Here is a 17,082-nt window from a genome sequence, read left to right as displayed (position 1 = left end):
CGGTTTGAGCCCCCTCCCCCGCTTGCGGGGGAGGGTTGGGGTGGGGGCAAGGGACGGGGTGAAACGTTCCGGAGGCCGTTTTCCCCCATCCCGGCCTTCCCCCGCACGCAGGGGAAGGAGCAAAGCAGGAAGCGCTACCGCTGCATCAGCGCGGCCATGATCGCCTTCTGCACGTGCAGGCGGTTCTCGGCCTCGTCGATCGCGATGCAGTTGGGCGAGTCCATCACCGCATCGGTCGCCTTGACGTTGCGCCGCAGCGGCAGGCAGTGGCTGAAGACGCCGTTGTTGGTCAGCGCCATCTTGGCCTCGTCGACGATGAAGTGCTGGTACTGGTCGCGGATCGGCTTCTCCGGCGCCCAGTTGCCGAAGTACGGCAGCGCACCCCAGCTCTTGGCGTAGACCACGTCGGCGCCGGCGTAGGCGCTGTCGATGTCGTGGCTGACCTGGAACGAGCCGCCGCTTTCGGCGACGTTGTCCTGCGCCCAGCCCATGTAGCGCTCGTCGAGGATGTATTCCTCCGTCGGGCACAGCAGGGTCACATCCATGCCCAGGCGCGTGGCGATGGTCAGCGCGGAGTTCGCGACCGCGGTGTTGAGCGGCCTGGGGTGGTAGGTCCAGGTCAGCACGTACTTCTTCCCGCGCAGGTCACTGGTGCCGAAATGCTCCTGCAGCGCCAGCGCGTGCGCCAGCTCCTGGCAGGGATGGGTGATCGTCTCCATGTTGATCACCGGCACCGGCGAGTACTTCGCGAACGACTTCAGCACGATGTCCTCGCGGTCGTAGGCCCAGTCCACGAACTTCGGGAACGCGCGCACGCCGATCAGGTCGACGTAGCGTCCCAGCACCTTCGCCACCTCGGCGATGTGCTCCTCGGTGTCGCCGTCCATCACCGTGCCCAGGTCGAACTCGATCGGCCACGCGTCCTTGCCGGGCTGCAGCACCACCGCGTGGCCGCCGAGCTGGAACGCGCCCAGCTCGAAGCTGGTGCGGGTGCGCATCGACGGATTGAAGAACACCAGCGCGATCGAGCGCCCCTTGAGCGCGTCGCCGATCCTGTGCTGCTTGTACAGGGCGGCCTGCGTCAGCAGGGCGTCGAGGTCGGCGCGGCTCCAGTCCTGCGTGTTCAAGAAGTGCTTCATGACGACATCCTGGCTCGGAAATGTTGCGGAATTCGGGAGTACAGAAACGAAAAAACCCAGCCTCGGGCTGGGTTTCGGCATGACGAGGAAAACGTCCGGTCGACCCAGCTCAGGCAAAGGGGTCCGGTCGACGCGCGCGCGAGGTCATGCCCGCCGCCATGCGGGCGGAGGTCAGGATGTCGGCACGGGCAAGGGTGTTTTTCACGGCGCGCATCGTCGCATGGCGGCGCACGCACTGCAACAATCGCGCGCTCAGGGGGTTTCGGATGAAACCACCGGGGTCACCGAGACGCGCACGCGCACGCGGTTGCCCGGATCGGCGGGAAGCCGCGAGCGGTACTTCACGCCGCGGTGGACGTAGTCGACGTCGTAGGCGATCGGTCGGCGGAACTCGCGCTCCAGCGGCACCAGGCGACACTGTCCACCCGCCGACGGCGCGACCTCCTCGACCTTCGGATCGGGCGTCAGTGCGCCCTTGACCGCACCCAGGACCCGGGCGATCCCGGTCTTGTTCTCCTGCGCCTCCTCGACCGGCGTCGACGCCTCGCAGCGCTCGACCATGGTGGTCGCGCGCAGGGTCTGGTAGACGGGTTCGGCGCGCAGCACCTGGGCGTACTCGACCCGGACGTTCTCCGGCTGGCGCGCCGGCGCGGGTTCGGGATCGGGTTCCGCCTGCGCCATCGCGGGCAGCGCGAGGCACAGGGCCCAGCCGGCGAACAGCAGCCTGCACGATCGGAGGACGGGGAAAGTCGGAACTCGGGTCATTGCCGGCGCAGTGTAGGGGGCGCTGGCCGGCCCCCGGCTGAATCCCGGTGCCGTCGCGCCCCGGTGCCGGCCGTCGCGACCCCGAAGAAGCCCCGCGCACGCGGAAAATGCTGCAAGGCGCGCGACACGCTCTAGAATCGACGGTTTTCCGCCGCCGCGTGCCGATGTCCCTGCGCCTGTTCAACAGCCTCACCCGCCAGCCCGAGGCCTTCGCGCCGATCGACCCGGCCTGCCCGACGATGTACGTGTGCGGGCCGACCGTCTACAACTACGTCCACATCGGCAATGCGCGCGGGCCGGTGGTGTTCGGCGTGCTCGCGGCCCTGCTCCGCCGCCGCTACGGCGCGCTGCGCTACGCCCGCAACATCACCGACGTCGACGACAAGATCAACGCCGCGGCGCGCGAGGCCGGCGTGCCGATCGCCACGATCACCGACCGCTTCGCCGCCGCCTACCGCGAGGACATGGCGGCGCTGGGCGTGGACGGCGCATTCGCCCCCGACATCGAACCGGCGGCCACCGCCCACATCGGCGCGATGGTGGCCATGATCCAGCGCCTGATCGACAGCGGCCACGCCTACGCCGCGCAGGGCCACGTGCTGTTCGCGGTCGGCACCTTCGCCGGCTACGGCAGGCTGTCGCGGCGCGACCCGGACGAGATGCTGGCCGGCGCCCGCGTCGAGGTGGCGCCGTACAAGCGCGATCCCGGCGACTTCGTGCTGTGGAAGCCCTCGACCGACGATCTCCCCGGCTGGGACTCCCCTTGGGGCCGCGGCCGCCCCGGCTGGCACATCGAGTGCTCGGCGATGGCCGAGGCGCACCTGGGCGAGACCATCGACATCCACGCCGGCGGCGTCGACCTGCAGTTCCCGCACCACGAGAACGAGGTCGCGCAGAGCGAGTGCGCCCACGGCGGCCACATCTTCGCCCGCGTCTGGCTGCACAACGGCATGCTGACCCTGTCAGGCGCGAAGATGTCGAAGTCGCTGGGCAACATCGAAAAGATCCACGACCTGGTGCGGCAGCATCCGCCGGAGGCGCTGCGTTACGCCCTGCTCTCGGCGCACTACCGCCAGCCGCTGGACTGGTCGGACGCGCTGATCGAGCAGAGCGTGCGCACGCTCGACCGCCTGTACGGCACGCTGCGCGACCTGGCGGCCGTCGAAACGGCCCCGGTCATCCCGCAGGCGGTGGAGGACGCGCTGGACGACGACCTCAACACGCCGGCGGCGCTGGCCGAGGTCGCGCGCATCGCGGGCGAGGCGCGCAAGGCGGAGGACGCCGGGGATCGGCAGCAACTCAAGGCGGAACTGCTTGGCGCCGGGCTCGCGCTGGGCCTGCTGCAGCAGTCGCCGCAGGCCTGGTTCGCGCGCGGCGCGTCCGGGGACGACGATGCGCGCATCCGAGCGCTGATCGAGGAGCGGGCCGCGGCGAAGAAGGCGCGGGATTTCACGCGGGCGGATGCGATTCGGGACCAGTTGGCTGCGGAAGGGATTCTGCTGGAGGATACGCCGCAGGGAGTGCGGTGGAAGCGTGGGTGATTGGCTTCCGTTGGTGATCTTCCCGAAGATCAAGAGCTTCCGCCTTTGGCGGGTTCATTTCTTTTGATAAGTGTTAAAAGAAATGAACCCGGCCGCCGCAGGCGGACGGAAGCTTTTGACTCTTCAACAGACAAAACCGAAAAGCGAAAAGCCGAAAAGCCAAAGAGCGAAAAGCAAAATGGATGACCAGCGCTTCGCGCTGTTGAAAAGCGCCTCCTGCTTTCGCAGGAATGACGGTACGAGTGGGGAAAGTAATCGCGCACAACACTGAAGAAGACGGCCCGCCTTCTCAAAAGCAGCCTCGCCCCACCATCCCCGGCGACGCCATCTGCGACAATACCCCCCCGCCCCAGACAGCCCCGCCGCAACACCAGCACCGCCACAAGACGACGTGACCGACTCCCCCTTCCCCCTCGAACCCACCGCCACCGAAGCCCAGGCCGCGATCAAGGAAGAATTCGCCTTCTTCGGCGACTGGTCCGAGCGCTATCAGTACCTCATCGACCTCGGCCGCAAGCTGCCGCCGTTCCCCGAAGCATTGAAGATCGAGGAGCACCGCCTGCTCGGCTGCCAGTCGCTGGTGTGGATCGTGCCCTCCGGGGATGCCTCGCGCCTGGACTTCGCCGCGGTCAGCGACTCGGCGATCGTGTCCGGCCTGATCTTCCTCGCGCTGCGCGTGTATTCCGGACGCAGCGCGCAGGAGATCCTCGACACCGCACCGGACTACATCGCCGACATCGGCCTCGCGAAACACCTCTCGCCCACCCGCAGCAACGGCCTGGCCTCGCTGCTCGCCTTCATCCGCGACACCGCGCAGCACGCGCTGGCGTGACCGGGACTGCCGCGGGACGACCCGAGGAGAGCCGCGCGGCGCCGCTGCGCAACCGCGACTTCCGCCTGCTGATGGGCTTCCGGATCTTCACGATCCTCTCCTACCAGGGCGTCGCGGTCACGGTCGGCTGGCACGTCTACGAACTGACCCGCGACCCGTGGATGCTCGGCCTGGTCGGGCTGGCGGAAGTCCTGCCCTACTTCTGCGTCGCGCCCTTCGCCGGCTACCTCGTCGACCACCTGCCGCGTCGCCGGCTGGGCGCGTTCGCGGCCAGCTGCCTGGCGATCACGCCACTGCTGCTGGTGGCGATCGCCGCCGGCTGGACCTCGGCCGGGGTCTGGGCGATCTATGCCGCGATCGCGCTCACCGGCTGCGTGCGCGCCTTCCTCGGGCCGGTCTACAACGCCCTGTTCGCGCGCGTGCTGCCGCGCGAGCAGTACGTGCGCGGCGCCAGCCTGGGCAGCATCGTGTTCCAGGCCGGGCTGGTGACCGGGCCGGCGATCGGCGGCTTCCTCGTCGGCTGGGGCGGCAAACCGGTCGCCTACGCGGTGGCCGCGGTGTTCGCCACGTTCGCGGCGGCGGCGATGCTGCGCATGAACGTCAGCGAACCCGCGCCGCAGCTGCAGCGCGCGCCGATCTTCGCCAGCATCGCCGAAGGCGCGCGCTTCGTGTTCGGCCACCAGGTGCTGCTGGGGGCGCTGGCGCTGGACATGTTCGCGGTGATGTTCGGCGGCGCGATCTCGCTGGCGCCGGCCTTCATCCAGGAAATCCTGCACTACGGGCCGGAAGGCCTGGGCATCCTGCGCGGGGCGCCGGCGCTGGGCGCGGTGGCGATCGGCGTGTGGCTGGCGCGGCATCCGCTCGACCGCAACGCCGGCCGCATCCTGCTGGCCTCGGTGGTCGGCTTCGGCCTGTGCATGATCGGTTTCGGGCTGTCGCGGGTGTTCTGGCTGTCGGCGTGCTTCCTGCTGCTGTCGGGCGTGTGCGACGGCGTTTCGGTGGTGGTGCGTTCGACCATCATGCAGCTGGCCACGCCCGACGACATGCGCGGGCGGGTCTCGTCGATCAACGGCCTGTTCGTGGGCTCGTCGAACGAGATCGGCGCGTTCTACGCCGGCTCGATGGCGCGCCTGCTCGGGCTGGTGCCGGCGGTGGTGCTGGGCGGCTGCGTGACGATGGGCGTGGCGGCGGTCACCGCGTGGCGGGCGCCGAGGTTGCGGAGGCTTTGTTTCAGCGAACTGAAGTGAAGCCGTGATTGGTGATTGGTGATTCGTGATTGGGAAAAGCGCGAATGCGCGAGCCCTTGGCTCTTTCGAATCACCAATCACCAATCACGCCATGAAAAACCCCGCTTCCGCGGGGTTTTTCATGGACCTCAATCGCCGATCTGCTTCTGCAGGTGCTCCCAGCGCTCCTGCTCGTCGATCGTGCGTTCGGCGGTCAGGCGCGCTTCGAGGCGGTCGAGGCCGATTTCCTCGCCCGAATCGACGCTGTAGCCGTATTCGCCCGAATCCACGCGCTTGAGCGTGCTGTCGATCTTGCCGATCAGCTTGCGATAGCGATCGCGGGTGCGCAGCTCCAGCGAGTTCTCGGTTTCGCGGGTGGCGCGCTCGGCCTCGTCGCCGACGTCGCGCACTTCGTCCTTGAGGTTCTCGATGGTCTGCTTCGATTCCTCGACCAGGTCCGCGCGCCACTGCAGCAGCCGCTGGCGGAAGTACTCCAGCTGCAGCGGGCCCATGTATTCCTCGTCGGCACCGGGCTTGTAGCCGGCCGGCACGACCGGGCGCCCGCTCTCCGGGTCGGTCTCGTACGGCACGACCTTGACCTTGGCCTTCGGCGCCGGGGTGGCCGGCCTGCTCGTCACCACGGCCTTGGCCACCTTGCCCTTCGGCAGCGCGACGGGACGGGGCGCCGGGACCGGCTGCGGCCTGGGCGCGGGCGCCGGCTTCGCGGCCTTGGCCGGCGCCGCCTGCGGGGCAGGCGCGGCAGCGACCGCGGGCTTCTTCTTCGGCGCGGGCGCGGTCTTCACCGGAGCGGTCTTCACCGCCGGGGCGGCCGCCTTCTTCGCGACCGGCTTGGCCTTCCTGGCCGGCGCGGCAGCCTTGGCGACCGGCTTCTTCGCCGGCGCGGCCTTGGCGACCGTCTTTGCCGGCGCCTTCTTCGCGGGGGCCTTCTTCACGGCCTTCACGGGCGCCTTCCTGGCCGGCGCCTTTTTCGCGGCGGCAGGCTTGGCGGCCGCCTTCTTCGCGGGGGCCTTCTTTGCCGCCTTCACCGGCTTGGCCATCTTCTTGGCGGCTGGCTTGGCCGCTTTCGCGGGCTTGGCTGACTTTTTCGCGGACTTCTTGACGACCACTTGCTGCAATCCCTCTAGAGTTCCCTTGGACGGGAAAAGCGCGCTGTTATACCCTGCCCCGGCGACAGCGGCAACCGCGCCGCCGCTTTTCCGAACCGTGATCGACCGCCTCCTCATCGCCCTGCTGCGCGGCTACAAGCGCTTCATCAGCCCGCTGCTCGGCCCGCGCTGCCGGTTCGTCCCCAGTTGCTCGGAGTACGCGATGGAGGCTATCGGCCGGTTCGGGGCGATCCGCGGCGGCTGGCTGGCGATCCGCCGGGTCGGCCGCTGCCATCCCCTCCACCCGGGCGGCCTCGACCCCGTGCCCCCCGAAACCGATGGAACCCGCTGAATGTCCGACACCCTGATCATCAACGCCCGCCTCGTGAACGAGGGCCGCGAGTTCGAAGGCGACCTGCGCATCCGCGGCGACCGCATCGCCGCGATCGGCAGCGGCCTGTCCGCGCGCGATGGCGACACCGTGGTCGACGCCGCCGGCCGCCGCCTGCTGCCGGGCATGATCGACGACCAGGTGCACTTCCGCGAACCGGGCATGGAGCACAAGGCGGACATCGCCACCGAATCGGCGGCCGCGGTGGCCGGCGGGCTGACCAGCTTCATGGACATGCCCAACACCAGCCCGCCGACGCTCAACCGCGACGCGCTGGAGGACAAGTACGCCCGCGCCGCCGGTCGCGCGCGCGCCAACCACGGCTTCTACTTCGGCGCCAGCAACGACAACCTGGAGGACGTGCGCGGGATCGATCCGAAGGCGACGCCGGGCCTGAAGGTGTTCATGGGCGCGTCCACCGGCAACATGCTGGTCGACAACCCGGACACGCTCGACGGCATCTTCCGCGACACGCCGGTGCCGATCATCACCCACTGCGAGGACACGCCGATGATCGACGCGATCCTCGCCGAGTACCGCGCAAAGTACGGCGACGACATCCCTGCGCAATGCCACCCGGACATCCGCTCGCGCGAAGCCTGCATCAAGTCGACGCGGCTGGCGCTGGAGCTCGCCCGCAGGCACGACACCCGCCTGCACGTGCTGCACATCTCCACCGCCGACGAACTGGCGCTGTTCGAGCGCGGCCCGCTGGTCCGCGCCGACGGCAGCCGCAAGCGCATCACCGCCGAGACCTGCATCCACTTCCTGCGCTTCGACCGTTCCGACTACGCCCGGCTCGGCCACCAGATCAAGTGCAATCCCGCGATCAAGGACGCGTCCGACCGCGCGGCGCTGCTCAAGGCGCTGGCCGAGGACGTGATCGACGTGCTCGCCACCGACCACGCGCCGCACACCTGGGAGGAGAAGCACAACCCCTACGTGCGCGCGCCCAGCGGCCTGCCGCTGGTGCAGTACGCGCTCACCGCGGCGCTGGAGTGCGTGCACGAGGGCCACTTCACCACCGCGCAACTGGTGCAGAAGTTCGCGCACGCGCCGGCGCAGCTGTTCGACGTGAAGGAGCGCGGCTACCTGCGCGAAGGCCATTTCGCCGACCTGGTGCTGGTGGACGACACGCCGTTCACCGTGCAGCGCGGGGACGTGCTGTCCAAGTGCGGCTGGTCGCCGTTCGAGGGCACCACGTTCCGCTCGCGGATCGCCTCGACCTGGGTCAACGGCTCGCTGGCCTGGGACGGGGAGAAGCTCGTCGGCCCGCCGCGGGGCCAGCGGCTGGAGTTCAATCGTTGAAGGTGTTCCGTCGTCGTGACGACAATCCTGCCCGCCGTCATTCCAGCGCAAGCTGGAATCCATTTGGCTTTTGCCGTTGTCTTGCGGAATCGGAAGCAAAGGCAAAATGGATTCCAGCTTGCGCTGGAATGACGGCATTGGGAATGACGGCCCTCGTTTTCTTCGCGATCGCGACGGTTTCCTCGCCCCTGCCCGCCCGGGCCGGCAGTGCGGAAACCACGTCCGACCAACGCATCGTCTTCCCCGCCAGCGTGCAACAAGGCGCGATGGTGCTCGGCAAGGTGCCGCCGGGCAGCACCGTCACCTACGCCGGGCGCACGCTGCGCACCACCGGCTACGGCACCGTGGTGTTCGGCGTGGGCCGGGACGCCACCGGACCGCTGTCGGTGGCCGTCATCCGCCCCGACGGCAGCCGCGACACCGCCCGCATCGCGGTCATGCCGCGCGACTGGCCCGAGCAGCGCGTCGACGGCGTCCCGCCGGCCACCGTGGACCCGCCGCCCGCCATTGCCGAACGCATCCGCCGCGAACAGGCGCGCGTGGCCGAAGCGCGCACCCGCGACGACGCCCGTGCGGATTTCGCGCAGGCCTTCATCCGCCCGGTGGACGGCCGCATCAGCGGCCGCTTCGGCCGCGCCCGCGTCTACAACGGCAAGCCCGGCTCGCCGCATTCGGGCATGGACATCGCCGCCGCCAGCGGCACGCCGGTGAAGGCGCCGGCCGCCGGCATCGTGACCTTCGCCGCCCCGGACCTCTACCTGACCGGCGGCACCGTGCTGGTCGACCACGGCCACGGCATCAGCAGCAACTTCCTGCACCTGTCGCGGATCGACGTGAAGGTCGGCGATCGCGTCGAACAGGGGCAGGTGGTGGCGGCGGTCGGGTCGACCGGGCGGTCGACGGGGCCGCATCTGCATTGGGGGATGAGCTGGTTCGACGTGCGCATCGATCCGCAACTGGTGCTTGAGCGGGGCGAGTAGCCGAGGCGGTTTCCACGAAAGTCACCCGTCGTATGCGTGGCGGCAATCCGTGTCGTCAATATTTGGTCGCGCCTGAAGGCGCTCCTACAGGAGGCAAGCGTTATGGGAGCGCCTTCAGGCGCGACCCGGCCTCTTGTCTGTTCTTCTCCCGAATGAGGGAACAACCCGGGGAGAACCCTCTGTCATTTCGACCCCGGACTTGATCCGGGGTCGAAATGACAAGGATCTTATCCGCCGGGCCGCTGCATCAGCCGCCCCAGCAAGGCGACGCTGGGCGATGCCGCCAGGTCTTGCGGCGACACCAGCCGCGGGTTCGGCTTCGGGTCCACCGGGCCCTCGCCCGCCAGCAGCGCGTCGCTTTCCCTTGCCGCCACGGCCGCGCCTGCCCCGAGCCGGCCCAGCACGGCCTGCCGCGCGCGCTCCAGTTCCTCGTCCGACACGTCCGGCGCCGAGGCGCTGGCGATGTCCAGCCCCGCGATGTCGCTGCTCCTGAGCGCGTTGAGCTGCCGCTGAGGCGACTGCAGCGCCTGCCGGCCCCCGGGCTTGAGCAGTGGCCAGATTTCATCGAACAGCGCCTTCCAGTCGATCTCGGGAAACGGCGCGGTGCCGCGCTCGCCGACCACGATCTCCGGCGCCAGGCGACCGGCCGGCGTCGCCGCGCACTCGGCGTAGGCGCGGTACACCACTTCGCTGCAGACCATGCCGTCGGTGGCATCGGGCAGCGCGTGGTCCAGCGCCACCCGCACCAGCAGCCGCGCCCACGGATGCTCCGGCCACTTGCCGCGCACCGCCATGATCGCGCCGAGCAGCGCCAGCTGGTCGATCGGATAGGGAATGCCGAGCAGGCTCTCGGCCTTGGCCAGTACGTCGGCAAGGTCGGCGGCGTCGAGCGGCCCATCGTTCGCGCCGTGCATCCGGTAGGCGTCGATGAAGTGATAGTTCACCTGGTCGGCGATCCGCTGCGCCAGCGGATAGCGCCGCACGCCGGAAGCGGCCGCCTCGATCAGGTCGCCGCCGTCGGCGACGACGGCGGCATGGCTGTAGGGCCCGTCGCTGGCCCAGGCGATCAGGTCCGACAGCGGCCCCTCGCCCAGCATCAGCAGGATGTCGCCGGTCCGCAGATCGTCCATCGGCAAGGCCTGCGCCGGCGTCGTGTTCGCATTCTTGTCCATGATTCCTCCCTCGGTTCCCTTCAGACGACCCACAATCCTTCCGGCGCCGGCGCGGCGGTCGCGCGGTCGCGTCCTGCCGACTTGCTGGCGTACAGCGCGGCGTCCGCGCGCTCGATCAGGCTGAGCATCGATTCGCCCGGCGCGAGTTCGGCGATGCCGATGCTCAGGCTGGCGTCGATGCTGGCGTCGGCCATGGTCAGCGGACGGCTGCTGACCGAAACGCGCATGCGCTCGGCGACCGCGCAGGCCTCGTCGATGCCCATGCCCGGCAGCACGACCAGGAACTCGTCGCCGCCGTAGCGACCGATCCCGTCCCGGTTGCGCAGCAGGTTCTTCAGCCGCCACGACACGATCCGCAGGCATTGGTCGCCGATGCCGTGGCCGTGCTGATCGTTGATCGGCTTGAAATGGTCGACGTCGATGAACGCGATGGACAGGCGCGTGTCGCGCGTGCGTACCTGCTCCATCTCGCGGAACAGGCGCTCCTCGATGCCGTGCCGGTTCAGCGCCATAGTCACCGAATCGAGCTGCGCCTGGCGGCTGGCCTGGTCGCGGTCGCGCCGCAGCTGCAGCAGCTTGTCCGACAGGCCGATGGCCAGCAGCAGGCTGGCGAGCACGAAGCTTCCCGCGAGGCCCTGGCCGAGCCAGGCCGGCCCGACCCAGACGCCGAGCATCTGCAGCGCCGCCGCGATCGTGAACAGCACGAGCGCGGTCCAGGACAGCAGGACCACGCGGCCGGCCCGGTCGCCGCGGATCGACAGGACGGAACTGGCGGCCAGCAGCACCGCCGACGAGAACAGCAGGCTGCCGTTGCCGAGCACGTGGAAGATCCGCCAGTCCAGGAACAGCGAGCAGGCGGCGGTCGCGGCCGCCGCCACCGTGCCCACGGCGAGCAGCCGGCTGAAGGTCGGGAGCTTCCTCGGCAGGTCGAGATAGGCGCGCTGGAACAGGTTGCTGAAGACCACGCCGAGGCAGCCGATGACGCGATTGGCCTGCGCGCTGCTGCCGAACAGCACGTCGGCGCCCGCAACCCAGCGCAGGTCGCCGCCGATGGCCGCGAGGTAGCCGATCGCACACAGCAGCATCGCGCCGAAGTAGCCGTAGCTGCGTTCCCCGGTGCCGCCCCAGAACGCCAGCGCGAGCACGACCAGCACCGCCAGGCTGGACAGCACCACGCTCCGCCACGCGATGAAGGCGAGGTCCTGGCGATGCACGTCGTCCATCGTGTCCAGCGACACCGCCATCACCATCGTCGACCGGTGTTCGATCCGCAGCCAGACGGCCTCCCCGGCGGCAAGGCCGCGCGGCAGGTCGATCACCAGCGCACGGCTCGAATAGCGGTCGTCCGCATCCGGTCCATACAGTGCGTGTCGCGTCGGCGCCGACGCGCCGGGCACCCAGGCTTCCACGCGATACAGGAACGGGGAACGCAGGACCAGCTTCGGCGACATGGCGGGGTCGACCGCCGCCGCGGCATCGATGCGCCACCACTGAGCTTCGCGATGGACCTGCTGGATGACCGGTTGCGCAAGCGGCGGGCCCAGGCGCGCGTCATGCCGCCCCGCGAGCACGTCCCCGGCCGGCGGGTCGTCGCGCAGTTCGCGCACGCTCAGCCCGGTCGCGCCGGCGTTGGCCGCGCACAGCAGGAGCAGGCACAGCCATAGGCTGCACCCACGCATCAGGCGCCGCAGATCCCCTGTCCCCATGGTCGCGATCGTAGCCGATCGCTTTCACGGCCGGATCGTGCCGCGGTCACGTTTCAGCGCGGAGCCGAACTCACCCGGGCGACCGCGTCGTGCGCGTGCAGGCTCTCGAAGTGCGAGACCGTGGCGTCGAAGCGCTCCACGCGCGCGTCCGCGGCCAGCGCCGCCGCCACGCGGCGCGCGGCGTCCTCGCAGAACATCAGGTTGGCGGCGTTGAGCGCGGCGAAGGCCTGCTCGTCCTCGCGCTTGACCGCGGTCTGCACCGGCGTGCCGAGTGCGTCCTCGATCGCATCCACCAGTTCGGCCAGCGGCAACTGGTCGAAGGCCGGGCGCAGACGCACGATGACGTCGGCACGGCTGCGCTGCGCGTGCGGCGTGGCGGCCAGGCCGCGCTCGGAGGCCAGCCAGTCGCGCACGACGCCGGTGGACAGCGGCTTGGCGGCGGCGAAATCCGCGGCGAAGCGCTGCGCGTTGAGCTGCCGCGACAGCGCCGCCGAGGCCGGACAGGTGCTGGAGTATTCGACCGCGAACGACAGGTCGAGCGCGAGGTGGCCGTCGGCCAGCTCCGCCACCAGTTCCACCGGGTAGGTCTTCCAGCCGGCGTTGTCGCTGGCCAGGGCCGGGCGCCGCAGCATGTGTCCGTAGCGGATCACGATCCGCGCGCGGGTCGACAGGCCCTGCTGCGAGTCGATGCAGTCCTGCAGCACGCGCCGCAGCGCGGCGTGGCCGGGCGGCTCCGCGGCGAGTGCGTCCTGCAGCCGCAGGTACAGGCGCGACATGTGGATGCCGCGGGCGTCGGGATCGCGCAGATCCACGGCCACGTCGACCGAAGCCGGCACCAGGATCGGCGCGTCGCCGTCCGCGCCCGCGACCCGCACCGGCAGGGCGATGCGGTCCATGCCGACCCAGTCGAGCGCGCGCGCCGCGCGGGCGGCATCGCCGGCGACGTCGGGCAGTTCGCGGGGGGAGGAAGTGGTCACGATGCTTCGAACGGTGGGAAAACGCCGACAGTTTAACGGGAGCCCGCGCAACGGCGATGCAACGGAGCGTTGCCCTCAGCCGCCGCGCGCGGCGCGCCAGGCGGCGAACAGCAGCCGCAGCGGCGTGCGACGGGACGGCGCCGCGCCCGCCGCCAGCAGGCGCAGGCGCTCGCGGACGACGACCTGCTGCAGGCGCCGGGGGCGGGTCGGCGCAGCGGTGGACGCGTCCAGCAACCGGCGCAGGCCGGCCGCCGCCTCGCGGTCGCCCTGCGACAGCGCGCGCTCGGCGCGCAGGCCGGCGGTCGCGCCGGCGATCTGGCTGGGCTGCGGATCAGTTCCGCCGAACAGCGCCGCCTCGCAGGCCAGCAGGCTGCCGGCAAAGGCCTCCAGCGCTGCCGTGTCGTCGTCTCCCGACCCCGGCGCACGGGTGGCCGGCAGCACCGACAGCGCGCCTCCCAGCGCGTCCCAGGGCGCCTGCAGCGGCGCCAGCGCCTCGCCCAGCGGGTGGCGACGCGCGCCCTTCGCCCAGCCGCGCAGTTCCTCCTGCCACCAGGCCAGCTTCGCCAGCCCCGGGGCCGGATCGCTGCCGCTCCAGGCGGCGTCGCGCAGTTCCTGCAGCAGCGAGAACCAGGCTGCCGCCGCCGGGCGCTGCGCCGCCGGCACGAAGACCAGCAGCGCGACCCATTCCGGCCAGCGCGCGCGCCACTTGTCGACGAAACTGTCGAGCGAGTCAGAACCCGTCATCACGCCATGCTCCTCATCCCGACATTGTAGGAGCGCCTTCAGGCGCGATGCTTTTCGAAGGGCCGAGGGCCGAAGAAAGCGGGGATCGCGCCCGAAGGCGCGCCTACGGTCGCGGACGGGGCCAGGCCGAGGGATCGAGGAGATCGACGGGCTGCGCGATCATCGCGTCTCCCTGCCACGCGGCGGGATCGTCGTCGTCCAGCCGGTAGCCCCACAGCGCGACCACCGAGAGCATGCCGGCCGCACGTGCGGCGTCGATGTCGCGGCGGTCGTCGCCGACGTAGACGCAATCGGCCGGCGCGATGCCGATCACCTGCGCCGCGTGCAGCAGCGGCAGCGGATGCGGCTTGCGCTCGGACAGCGAATCACCGCCGACCAGCACGCCGCTGCGCGTGTCCCAGCCGAGCTGCGGCAGCAGATCGCGCGCCAGCGACTCGGGCTTGTTGGTGACGATGCCCCAGCGCGCGCCATCCGCCTCCAGCGCGGCCAGCATCGCCTCGACGCCGTCGAAGGGCCGGCCATGGCGGCCGAGTTCCTCGCGATAGATGCCGAGGAACTCCGGCACCAGCTCCGGCACGCGCTCGGGCGGTACGTCGGGGAACGCCGCGGACGCCATCGCGCGCGCACCGCGCGAGACGTGCGGGCGGATGCCCGCGAGCGTCATCGCCGCCCTGCCCCGCGCCACGCGCATGCGGTTGACCGTGGCCAGCATGTCCGGTGCGCTGTCGAGGAGGGTGCCGTCGAGGTCGAACAGGACGCCGCGGGGGAAGGATCGTGATTGGTGATTGGTGATTGGTGATTCGGTCATTGGTTTCTTGTCGGCTCGTCATCCCGGCGAAAGCCGGGATCCATGTGCTTCTGTCGTTATTTGCCGAAAGGCAAGATCAAGATGGATCCCGGCTTTCGCCGGGACGACGGCTCCAATTACAAATCACGAATTACGAATCACCAATCACGGCTTCACCGCACAGCCGATGTAATTCACGTCCGTCCGCGACACGATCCGCGCCGCATTCCGCCACGGCTCGTACATCAGGCCGCTCACGTCCTCCAGCTGCAGCCCGGCCGCGCGCAGCCACGCCGCCAGTTCGGAAAGCTTGATGAACTCGCTGTACCTGTGGGTGCCGGTCGGCAGCAGCCGCGCGATGTATTCGGCGCCCACGATCGCCAGCGCGAACGCCGCCGGGGTGCGGTTGAGCGTGGATACGAACAGGCGGCCGCCGGGCCTGAGCAGCGCCGCGCAGGCGCGCAGGATCGCCGCCGGGTCGGGCACGTGCTCCAGCATCTCCATGCAGGTCACGACGTCGAAGGCGCCGGGGCGCTCCGCGGCGAGGTCCTCCACTGCCTGCACGCGGTAGTCGACCTTCACTCCGGACTCCAGGCCGTGCAGCCGCGCCACCTTGACCAGGTCGGGCGCGAGGTCGATCGCGGTGACGTCGGCGCCTTCCTTCGCCATCGCCTCGCTGAGCAGGCCGCCACCGCAACCGATGTCGGCCACGGTCGCGCCCTGCAGCGGCGCGCGCGCGGCGACGTAGCCTAGCCGCGCAGGGTTCAGCGCGTGCAGCGGCTTCTGCGGGCCGTCCGGGTCCCACCAGCGGTTCGCCAGCGCGGCGAACTTGTCGAGTTCTTCCTGGCGGAAGTTGGTGCCTGGGGCGGATGCGCTGGTCATGCCGTCATATCTCGTTGAGTCGTCATTCCAGCGCAAGCTGGAATGACGGTGGAAGGGTCAGGAGGTCCGGACCGCGGCGATGCGCTCACGCCACTGGCGGGCATTGGCGACGATCCCGGCCGCATCCATGTCCACCAGCACGCGTTCGCGCAGCTTGTGGCGGCCGGCGATCCAGACGTCGCCGACCTGGTGGCGGCCGGTCGCGTAGACCAGCTGCGACACCACGTGGTGCAGCGGCTGGGTCTCCAGCGCCGACAGGTCGACGCAGGCGAGGTCGGCCTGCTTGCCGGCTTCGATCGTGCCGACGATGTGGTCGAAGCCGATTGCCTTCGCACCGCCGAGCGTCGCCGCGCGCAGCGCCGCGAACGCGTCCAGCGCGGCCGCGTCGTCGGCCACGGTCTTGGCCAGGATCGCGGCGGTGCGGGTCTCGCCGAACATGTCGAGGTCGTTGTTGCTGGCGACGCCGTCGGTGCCGATGGCGAGCGTGACGCCGGCGCGGGCCAGCGCGCAGGCCGGGCAGAACCCGGAGGCCAGCTTCAGGTTCGACTCCGGGCAGTGCACCACGCTCACGCCGCGTTCGGCGCAGAGGTGGATCTCGGCCTCGGTCAGCTGGGTCATGTGCACCGCGATCAGGCGGTCGTTGATCAGGCCGAGCCGGTCGAGACGCGCGATCGGGCGCTGGCCGTGCTCGTCGATCGACTGCGCGACTTCCTGCGCGGTCTCGTGCAGGTGCAGATGCACGGGCAGGTCGAGCTGGTCGGCGAGCATGCGCACGCGCTCGAAGTTGGCGTCGTTGACCGTGTACGGCGCGTGCGGCGCGAACGCGGTGGCGACCAGCGGATCGCCGCGCCACTGGTCGTGGACCTCGCCGGCCTTGTCGAAGTATTCGTCGTCCGATTTCGCCCATGCCGTGGGGAAATCGATCACCGGCAGGCCGATGCGGGCGCGGAAACCGTGCCTGCGATAGGTCGCGGCCTGCACGTCGGGGAAGAAGTAGTTCTCGTTGACGCAGGTCACGCCGCCGCGCAGCAGTTCGGCGATGGCCAGGGTGACGCCGTCCTCGACGAACGCAGGGCTGATCACCGCAGCCTCGATCGGCCAGATGTGCTGCTGCAGCCAGACCTTGAGCGGCAGGTCGTCGGCGACGCCGCGCAGCAGGGTCATCGGGTTGTGGGTGTGGGCGTTGACCAGGCCGGGGATCAGGGCCGCGTCGGGGCGCGAGACCGTTTCCTTCGGCGCGTAGCGGGCGCGCGCCTCGGCGATGGGCAGGACGGCGAGGATCACGCCGCCGTCCACGGCAACCGCGTGGTCTTCGAGCACCACGCCGTGCGGTTCGACCGGGACGACGAAACCGGCTTCGATCAGGAGATCGCAGGTTTGGGGGGCTTGGGGATTCGTCATCGCACCATTTTGTCATCCCTTGCGGGCGATGCGGATGACGGGGTCGCGTGTGTCGCCGTTCCGGCGCGGTTTGGCGGCGCCGGAACTGTATTCAGCCCGACGTCATCCCCGCGAAAGCGGGGATC

The 17,082-nt window shown here is 70.1% G+C and carries 16 protein-coding genes; 6 read left to right on the top strand and 10 right to left on the bottom strand.

Translation table 11 applies throughout. The features are described 5' to 3' along the window. Positions 1-134 precede the first annotated feature (134 nt). The gene (locus tag FQY83_RS01480; protein ID WP_146384460.1) at positions 135-1,139 is read right to left on the bottom strand and encodes an N-acetylornithine carbamoyltransferase; all 1,005 of its coding nucleotides are present in this window, start codon (positions 1,137-1,139) and stop codon (positions 135-137) included. A gap of 252 nt (positions 1,140-1,391) precedes the next feature. Continuing rightward, complete coding sequence (locus tag FQY83_RS01475) at positions 1,392-1,904, bottom strand: hypothetical protein (protein WP_238333368.1); 513 nt, start codon at positions 1,902-1,904, stop codon at positions 1,392-1,394. A 164-nt stretch (positions 1,905-2,068) separates the two neighbouring features. Here FQY83_RS01475 and cysS point away from each other — a divergent pair, with 164 nt between their 5' ends. From cysS to FQY83_RS01460, 3 genes are all read left to right on the top strand, one after another. Beyond that, the gene (cysS, locus tag FQY83_RS01470; protein WP_146384457.1) at positions 2,069-3,445 is read left to right on the top strand and encodes a cysteine--tRNA ligase; all 1,377 of its coding nucleotides are present in this window, start codon (positions 2,069-2,071) and stop codon (positions 3,443-3,445) included. Positions 3,446-3,836: 391 nt separating this feature from the next. Continuing rightward, entirely contained in the window at positions 3,837-4,277 is a 441-nt protein-coding gene (locus FQY83_RS01465) for a SufE family protein (protein ID WP_146384455.1), read from the top strand. A 71-nt stretch (positions 4,278-4,348) separates the two neighbouring features. Further along, the gene (locus tag FQY83_RS01460; protein WP_146385295.1) at positions 4,349-5,524 is read left to right on the top strand and encodes an MFS transporter; all 1,176 of its coding nucleotides are present in this window, start codon (positions 4,349-4,351) and stop codon (positions 5,522-5,524) included. 128 nt (positions 5,525-5,652) lie between these two features. On the opposite strand, the gene dksA is transcribed toward FQY83_RS01460, so the two are convergent. Further along, entirely contained in the window at positions 5,653-6,561 is a 909-nt protein-coding gene (gene dksA, locus FQY83_RS01455; protein WP_238333367.1) for an RNA polymerase-binding protein DksA, read from the bottom strand. 166 nt (positions 6,562-6,727) lie between these two features. On the opposite strand from dksA, the gene yidD reads away from it, so the two are divergent. From yidD to FQY83_RS01440, 3 genes are all read left to right on the top strand, one after another. Beyond that, positions 6,728-6,961 (top strand): membrane protein insertion efficiency factor YidD, encoded by a 234-nt coding sequence (gene yidD / locus FQY83_RS01450; RefSeq protein WP_238333366.1) that lies wholly within the window; start codon positions 6,728-6,730, stop codon positions 6,959-6,961. After that, on the top strand, positions 6,962-8,308 hold the full coding sequence (locus FQY83_RS01445; protein ID WP_146384451.1) for a dihydroorotase: 1,347 nt from the start codon (positions 6,962-6,964) through the stop codon (positions 8,306-8,308). It begins immediately after the preceding gene. Between the two features lie 143 nt (positions 8,309-8,451). Then, the gene (locus tag FQY83_RS01440) at positions 8,452-9,288 is read left to right on the top strand and encodes a M23 family metallopeptidase (protein ID WP_425478542.1); all 837 of its coding nucleotides are present in this window, start codon (positions 8,452-8,454) and stop codon (positions 9,286-9,288) included. Between the two features lie 227 nt (positions 9,289-9,515). Here the strand turns inward: FQY83_RS01440 and FQY83_RS01435 are convergent, their stop codons facing one another. The 7 genes from FQY83_RS01435 to FQY83_RS01405 form a co-directional block, all read right to left on the bottom strand. Continuing rightward, a complete protein-coding gene (locus tag FQY83_RS01435) occupies positions 9,516-10,460 on the bottom strand; it encodes a C40 family peptidase (RefSeq protein WP_146384447.1) in 945 nt (314 codons plus the stop codon). A gap of 20 nt (positions 10,461-10,480) precedes the next feature. Then, a complete protein-coding gene (locus FQY83_RS01430) occupies positions 10,481-12,139 on the bottom strand; it encodes a sensor domain-containing diguanylate cyclase (protein ID WP_146384445.1) in 1,659 nt (552 codons plus the stop codon). 80 nt (positions 12,140-12,219) lie between these two features. After that, positions 12,220-13,143: a GTP cyclohydrolase FolE2 gene (gene folE2, locus FQY83_RS01425; RefSeq protein ID WP_238333365.1), complete on the bottom strand. Its 924-nt coding sequence runs from the start codon at positions 13,141-13,143 to the stop codon at positions 12,220-12,222. A gap of 75 nt (positions 13,144-13,218) precedes the next feature. Further along, positions 13,219-13,887, bottom strand: coding sequence for a phytoene/squalene synthase family protein (locus FQY83_RS01420; RefSeq protein ID WP_146384442.1), 669 nt, complete (start codon positions 13,885-13,887; stop codon positions 13,219-13,221). A gap of 103 nt (positions 13,888-13,990) precedes the next feature. After that, positions 13,991-14,695 carry a phosphoglycolate phosphatase gene (locus FQY83_RS01415; protein WP_146384440.1) on the bottom strand — a complete coding sequence of 235 codons (705 nt, stop codon included), beginning with the start codon at positions 14,693-14,695 and terminating at the stop codon, positions 13,991-13,993. Between the two features lie 144 nt (positions 14,696-14,839). Further along, complete coding sequence (gene ubiG, locus FQY83_RS01410; protein WP_146384438.1) at positions 14,840-15,556, bottom strand: bifunctional 2-polyprenyl-6-hydroxyphenol methylase/3-demethylubiquinol 3-O-methyltransferase UbiG; 717 nt, start codon at positions 15,554-15,556, stop codon at positions 14,840-14,842. Positions 15,557-15,613: 57 nt separating this feature from the next. Beyond that, a complete protein-coding gene (locus FQY83_RS01405; RefSeq protein WP_146384436.1) occupies positions 15,614-16,957 on the bottom strand; it encodes a TRZ/ATZ family hydrolase in 1,344 nt (447 codons plus the stop codon). Positions 16,958-17,082 lie beyond the last annotated feature (125 nt).

The organism is Luteimonas marina (assembly GCF_007859325.1).
In the GTDB taxonomy this organism is placed as follows: Bacteria; Pseudomonadota; Gammaproteobacteria; order Xanthomonadales; family Xanthomonadaceae; genus Luteimonas; species Luteimonas marina.
Note: the sequence above shows the minus strand (reverse complement) of the source record. Positions and strands in the feature narration are given on the sequence as shown.

Excerpts from the sequence above, each read along its gene's own strand:
- FQY83_RS01480 (WP_146384460.1), bottom strand. The coding sequence starts at position 1,139 with ATGAAGCACTTCTTGAACACGCAGGACTGGAGCCGCGCCGACCTCGAC.
- FQY83_RS01475 (WP_238333368.1), bottom strand. The coding sequence starts at position 1,904 with ATGACCCGAGTTCCGACTTTCCCCGTCCTCCGATCGTGCAGGCTGCTG.
- cysS (WP_146384457.1), top strand. The coding sequence starts at position 2,069 with ATGTCCCTGCGCCTGTTCAACAGCCTCACCCGCCAGCCCGAGGCCTTC.
- FQY83_RS01460 (WP_146385295.1), top strand. The coding sequence starts at position 4,349 with ATGGGCTTCCGGATCTTCACGATCCTCTCCTACCAGGGCGTCGCGGTC.
- dksA (WP_238333367.1), bottom strand. The coding sequence starts at position 6,561 with ATGGCCAAGCCGGTGAAGGCGGCAAAGAAGGCCCCCGCGAAGAAGGCG.
- FQY83_RS01445 (WP_146384451.1), top strand. The coding sequence starts at position 6,962 with ATGTCCGACACCCTGATCATCAACGCCCGCCTCGTGAACGAGGGCCGC.
- FQY83_RS01440 (WP_425478542.1), top strand. The coding sequence starts at position 8,452 with ATGACGGCCCTCGTTTTCTTCGCGATCGCGACGGTTTCCTCGCCCCTG.
- FQY83_RS01435 (WP_146384447.1), bottom strand. The coding sequence starts at position 10,460 with ATGGACAAGAATGCGAACACGACGCCGGCGCAGGCCTTGCCGATGGAC.
- FQY83_RS01430 (WP_146384445.1), bottom strand. The coding sequence starts at position 12,139 with ATGCGTGGGTGCAGCCTATGGCTGTGCCTGCTCCTGCTGTGCGCGGCC.
- FQY83_RS01420 (WP_146384442.1), bottom strand. The coding sequence starts at position 13,887 with ATGACGGGTTCTGACTCGCTCGACAGTTTCGTCGACAAGTGGCGCGCG.
- FQY83_RS01415 (WP_146384440.1), bottom strand. The coding sequence starts at position 14,695 with ATGACCGAATCACCAATCACCAATCACCAATCACGATCCTTCCCCCGC.
- ubiG (WP_146384438.1), bottom strand. The coding sequence starts at position 15,556 with ATGACCAGCGCATCCGCCCCAGGCACCAACTTCCGCCAGGAAGAACTC.
- FQY83_RS01405 (WP_146384436.1), bottom strand. The coding sequence starts at position 16,957 with ATGACGAATCCCCAAGCCCCCCAAACCTGCGATCTCCTGATCGAAGCC.